Below are 6,038 nucleotides of genomic sequence, written 5' to 3' on the forward strand. Positions count from 1 at the left end.
TTTTACCTCCATATAGACTTATTTTACCATAAATCACCTTAATAAGGCTATAATTTATCAACTATCGCTTGTGTTTATATCTAAAATTAATGTAATATATACTGTATACGTAAGGAGTGAGGTAAATAAATGAATAGAGACGTAACATATAAGGATAGTTTACTATTTCACATTAGTACAATGAAGATCCTTTGTCCTGTATTTGGTATTATCATGTTAGTTCTTGGCTTTATAGAAGCAAAAGACGGTTATTATGTGATTACAGGGCTTGGTGTCATTGGGCTTCTACTTATGATTTATATCACTTTAAAGGTGAACAAGAAGAAGACTTTCTCTTATATGATGACTGAAGATGATATTACTTTTAAAGAAGGTAATAATGAAAAAAAGTATGCTTATGAAGACATTACTAAACTAGTAGATGATGGTAAGACACTCACTATTTATTCTAAAGAAGGAGTGATTGCACAGCTTTCTTCATTAGAATTTGAAGTGGCTGATTTAGCTGAATTAGTTGAAGAATGTACTGACCATAAGATCCCTTATGAAGATATTGAAGGTTCAAAGGAAGCACCTAGTCGTATGCCTTCTGTATCAGTTACTAAACCAGTGATGCTTGTATTAACACTTATCCAGTTAGTGTCATTATTGGCTGGTATGATTGGTGCACTTGATTCTCTTGTTGTGAGTGGATTGATTTCTATCGTTATCCCAGTACTTGCAGGTATTTACTACTTAGGTCTCACTGCTGAAGGAAATCAGTCAGCAATCAAAGAATTGTATGGATTGTTCTTCTGTAACTTTATTATCCCTGCTATTACAGGATGGTTAGTTCTATTTACAAAATATGCAATGGAAAATACAAGACCTGTTATTTATGCATCAATTATTGTATTCTTAATTATCTTTGTATTCTATCGCTGGATTGGTGAAAAAGCTGGATTACCTAGAGATGCATTATTTACATGTTTCTTAGTGATTTTCATTCCTCTCGCATTATGCTGGATTAATGATCCTCTTGCAAAAGTAACTGCGACTGAAGAATGCATTATTACTAAGACAGAACATTATACAACTAAGTTTTCACAGGTCTATCATTTCACTGTAAAAACAGGTAAAAAGAAATTTACTTATCGTGCTACCGCAAAAGAATTTAAACAGTATAAGAAAGGTGATACAATCACTATTACCACTAAAACTGGACCTTTCGCAGTCAGCTATAAAGAAATCAAGAAATAGGCAGATGCCTATTTCTTTTTTAATGCAAAAAAATAGAGTTCCTTTATAGGAAACTCTATTTTAATCTTTGTGAATAAATGAATTGATACAATCCACTAATTCGTCAAATTCCACAATAATCTTGTCTAAATATTCCTTTCCGGCTGGTTCTAGGTGATAATACACTCTAGCTTTATTGTGGTAGATGACTGTATTGCTTGAAATATAGCCGTTTTCAATAAGTTTGTAGATAATAGGATACATTGTACCATTCTTTGGTTCAATGCGACCCTTAGATTTTTCTGCAATCTCTTTAGTTAATTCGTACGCATATTGATCTTTTTCTTTCAATAAGCTTAAAATCATTAAATCGAGTTTAAATAAATAGTTTGAAGTCTTTGCCATAATTAATCACCTACAATAAGACTATCAAAAATTAGAAGCGTTTTCAATACATTTCAATAATAAAATGACGCATTTTTGCACCAAACTGTAGGTTCTTGCTGTTTTTTAATAAAAAAGTGAACATTTTAAATAATAGTACACAAGAAAAAAACTCACTTAAGAGTTCTTTTTCTTACCATATCAATATACTGGTCTTCATGAAGGATTCTGATATCCTGGCCTTGTCTTGATAAAGTGATGGCTTTTTTAATCTTCTTATTGCCTTTTTGATATCTTGTCTGCTGGTAGTCCTTTTTACCTATAACGAGATATTTTGTCTGAGTTGTTACATGGAATGATGTTATCATACCATCCTGTTCTACGAATGATTCTATTTCTTGTTTTGTATGGGCAAGTTTACCTGTAAATGCGACTGTTTCTTTCTGAATTCCCATCTTCACTTCCTGTACCTTATCACTTGATACAAGAGGTTCAATAGATGAACTTGTCATACGTCCTAAAGGTACATTTTCCTTCTCATGAAGTTCCTTAAGACTTGTATAGTGATGTTCTTCCATCATCTTCTTTAATAGCTCTGCACAGGCCAATGAATCAGCCAATGCATTATGCGCATTTTCGAGATCAACAGAATAAAAGTCACACAGAGAACCTAAACCATACTTCTGTAATTCAGGATGAAATAGCTTTGCAAGAACTAATGTACATGATAAATAACAGGTAGGCTTTCTTATACGGAATCTTCTAAAGACGGCTAGCAAGTGATTGAGATCTGATTGGATATCATGAGATATCACGATACTGTTTTCAAAATACTTACTGATCTTAGGCCATATTTCTGGGAATGTAGGTTCTTTCTTTAAATCCTGTGGTCTTATTTTATGAACCTTATAGCGATAAGGATCAAAAGTCAATTTAGGAGGCCTAATAAGTGAATAGAATGTTTCCTTCACTTTCATATCCTCTAGCACAACTATACCTATAGAGCAGACGCTCACAGGATCATTATTCAATTCTTCAATATCAAAAATAGTTATTTTTTCACTCATTCAATTCCCACTGCTTTCTTGGCAAGCTGATCTGCCTGTTCATTATAGAAGTCACCTGTATGCGCTTCTACCTTCATAAATACTATAGGCAGCTTTTGACGATACTCAGCCATTTGACTCGCATAATACTGTGTCAGTTTCTTATTGGCTTTCCATTCTCCAATAGCCCATTTTTCAATCCCCATATAATCATAATAAATCACAATACCATCATATTCAGGATGTTCTACTGCATACTTTACTGCAGCTAAAGCTCCAAATATTTCTCCTGCAACATTACGACTCGATAAGCATTCCTCATTATCTCCATGTCCATAAAGACGTTTGATGACCTGCTGTCCATCAATTAAAACAGCACCATAGCCATATACTTTCTTTTTTGCATTAAAAGAACCATCTACATAAGCAATTAACCCATGTTCCATTTGAGGCATTTCCTTTTTGTCAGAGATGAACTCTTCTGCTTCCTTGCGTGATGTAAAGGACTTATAAGACGCATTCTTAAAGCCATGAATCTGCTTCTGGCATTCTGCCCATGAATTATAAATACCTGGTTCTCTTCCGTTTTTTACGGCATAATATTTCATTTTTATCACCTACCCCATAATAATGAAAACAACAGGGCTTGTCTAGTTAATTATGCAAGTTCACAAAAACAATTTACTATGTTAAAATGAAAGAAATAAACAAAGTGAGGTTATTTTATGTTGATTGAAAAGAGATTTTTGAAATATGTGAGTTTTGATACACAATCTGATGAATCTTCCACAACATCTCCTTCTACAGAAAAACAATTTGATTTGGCTGATTTCTTGAGTGAAGAAATGCAGATTCTTGGTGTAGATGAAGTAGAAAGAACAGATCAGGGAATTGTATACGGTAAGATTTATAGTAATACTGATGAACCTATAAAAGCTATTGGATTTATTGCACATATGGATACTTCTCCAGATGCAAGTGGACATGATATTCATCCACGTATTATTCGTTCTTATCCAGGAGGACGTATTATTCTTAATGAAGAAAAAAAGATCTATTTAGATCCAGAAACAAATCCTGAATTAAAAGGGCTTGTGGGTGATGATTTAATTACAACTGATGGAACTACACTTCTTGGTGCTGATGATAAAGCAGGTGTGGCCATTATCATGAGCATGGTAGAGTATATCTGCCAGAATAGAGATTTTAAGCATGGAGATATCTGTATTGCCTTTACACCTGATGAAGAAGTAGGTAGAGGTACTGAAAACTTTGATGTTAAGAGATTTGGTGCTGATTATGCTTATACAGTAGATGGTGGCAGAATCGATGAATTCAGTTTTGAAAACTTCAATGCCTATAAAGCAGATGTCACTATTACAGGTAAGAGTTATCATCCAGGTGATTCTAAAGGCAAGATGGTCAATGCCCTTACTCTAGGTCGTCAGTTTGATACAATGCTTGGTGATAATAAGCGTCCTGAAGCGACTGAACATAAAGAAGGCTTCTATCATCTTCATCATATGGAAGGTGATGTTTCTACCACTAAGATGACTTATATACTAAGAGATCATGATATGGATAATATGCATGATATGATTCATACAATGCAGTTAGCTGCTTCTTATTTAAATCAGGTCAATCATGGTCATTATATTGATATTGATTTCACTTTACAGTATAAGAATATGATTGAAGTTATCAATAAGACACCTGATATTGTATATAAGGTAAAACAGGCAATGATTAATATAGGACTTGATCCTATTGCTTCTCCTATTAGAGGTGGTACTGATGGAGCTAATTTAAGCTTTATGGGACTTCCTTGTCCTAACTTAGGTACTGGTGGATATAACTATCATGGTCCTTATGAATTCTGTAGTATTAATTCTATGAAAAAGGGTGTTAAGTTGCTTCTTGAATTGATTAAGGAGGCATAATATATGAAGTGTTTATTTATTATTAATCCTTCTAGTGGTACACATGCGTTCCAGAAGTCTATTGACAAGTTTATTGGTCAGTTAATACTTCATACTAACGTGAATACAATTGATACTTACTTCACAAGAGGCAAGAATGATGGATTAGAACGTGCAGCAAAATTAACTAGAAATGAATATGACTTTATTGTAGCCGTAGGTGGAGATGGTACAATTAACGAAATCATTACAGGACTTATTAAGAGTGAATCTAAGATTCCTCTTGCAATCTTAGCAGCAGGCACTGTGAATGACTTTGCTACTTATCTAAATCTTCCTAATACTCCAGAAGCATTCCGTGATATGATTGCCCGTTTCAAGACAAAGAAGATTGATGCAGGTTATGTAGATAATCATTGTTTTGCGAATGTATTAAGTGGTGGTATGTTTAGTGATATTGGATTCCTTGTCACAAAAGAGGAAAAAAAGAAGTTTGGTCCTCTTGCCTACTATATTAATGGATTGAAGATGTTACCTGAACAGTTAGGCTTATCACTTCATCTCAAAGTAAAAGCAGATGAAATTGAGTTTGAAGAAGATGCCGCATTATTCATGATTACGAATAGTTCTCATGTTGGAGGATTTTCAGGAGTGACTCCTTATGCTTCTACAAGTGATGGTAAGTTAGATCTTATTATTATTAAAAAAGGCAATGTAGCTGAACTACTTAATGTCTTCATGGATTATAAACGTAATCTTCATCCACAGAATCCTATGATTCATTATGTCCAGGCAAAGGATATCACAATCAGTTGTGATGAGGATATTGTCTATGATATTGATGGTGAAAAGGGACAGACTTTCCCTGTTCATGTTAAATGTTTAAGACATGCTTTTTCACTCATTATTCCAGATTATGATGAAAAATAAACACAAAGAGGAAAATCGATTTTGATTTTCCTCTTTTTAGTTCATGATGTTAAGTTGTTTTTTTCTTTGTAAAGAACTTGATACTTCTATAGATATAGTAAGCGAGTGCGGCACCTGCCATATAATAGAAGAAATCAGTGATATCAAAATATCCTCTTAATGAAAGTAATTTCGCTACTTCGAAAATAAAGCTGGCACCTAGAATAAATGTGATTAACTGTCCTAATGTACAATCCTTCTTGATCACATAATACAATGCGACTGGCATCACTAAGAATATCTTCACAATCACATTCATCTGTAACGCCTGATAGTTAGTATTAGGATTATAATAGAATGGAACAAGATTAGTCACATTGGCTATTCTAGAGAAGTAAGGTGTACTATTACTTAGAATAGGTCTTTTCTCTAATATAAATGCGATAAAAACAAGTAAGTAGAATACGATAATACATGATTTAAACGATAGGGCCTTTTTCATAATTTCCTCCTGTTAATATGATCATGAACTATTTGACTATCTTCACTACTTATTACTACA

Annotated in this window: 7 protein-coding genes; 3 read left to right on the top strand and 4 right to left on the bottom strand. The window is 33.5% G+C overall.

Translation table 11 applies throughout. The features are described from left to right. Positions 1-129: 129 nt before the first annotated feature. Complete coding sequence (locus B2S90_RS09180; RefSeq protein ID WP_286696939.1) at positions 130-1,239, top strand: hypothetical protein; 1,110 nt, start codon at positions 130-132, stop codon at positions 1,237-1,239. Between the two features lie 60 nt (positions 1,240-1,299). Here the strand turns inward: B2S90_RS09180 and B2S90_RS09185 are convergent, their stop codons facing one another. From B2S90_RS09185 to B2S90_RS09195, 3 genes are all read right to left on the bottom strand, one after another. Further along, on the bottom strand, positions 1,300-1,623 hold the full coding sequence (locus B2S90_RS09185) for a PadR family transcriptional regulator (RefSeq protein ID WP_006504524.1): 324 nt from the start codon (positions 1,621-1,623) through the stop codon (positions 1,300-1,302). A gap of 152 nt (positions 1,624-1,775) precedes the next feature. Next, a complete protein-coding gene (locus B2S90_RS09190; protein WP_055234066.1) occupies positions 1,776-2,669 on the bottom strand; it encodes an exonuclease domain-containing protein in 894 nt (297 codons plus the stop codon). Continuing rightward, complete coding sequence (locus B2S90_RS09195) at positions 2,666-3,256, bottom strand: viroplasmin family protein (RefSeq protein WP_055234065.1); 591 nt, start codon at positions 3,254-3,256, stop codon at positions 2,666-2,668. Before B2S90_RS09195 ends, B2S90_RS09190 begins: the two co-directional genes overlap by 4 nt. Before the next feature lie 117 nt (positions 3,257-3,373). Between B2S90_RS09195 and pepT the strand changes: the two genes are divergently transcribed. Both pepT and B2S90_RS09205 read left to right on the top strand, forming a co-directional pair. After that, entirely contained in the window at positions 3,374-4,588 is a 1,215-nt protein-coding gene (gene pepT, locus B2S90_RS09200) for a peptidase T (protein ID WP_286696940.1), read from the top strand. 3 nt (positions 4,589-4,591) lie between these two features. Next, positions 4,592-5,497 (top strand): diacylglycerol/lipid kinase family protein, encoded by a 906-nt coding sequence (locus B2S90_RS09205; protein ID WP_286696941.1) that lies wholly within the window; start codon positions 4,592-4,594, stop codon positions 5,495-5,497. 49 nt (positions 5,498-5,546) lie between these two features. Here the strand turns inward: B2S90_RS09205 and B2S90_RS09210 are convergent, their stop codons facing one another. Then, positions 5,547-5,978, bottom strand: a complete 432-nt coding sequence (locus tag B2S90_RS09210; protein WP_286696942.1) for a VanZ family protein — start codon at positions 5,976-5,978, stop codon at positions 5,547-5,549. Between the last annotated feature and the right edge of the window lie 60 nt (positions 5,979-6,038).

It is taken from the genome of Catenibacterium sp. UBA627, assembly GCF_002299355.1.
Lineage (GTDB): Bacteria > Bacillota_I > Bacilli_A > Erysipelotrichales > Coprobacillaceae > Catenibacterium > Catenibacterium mitsuoka.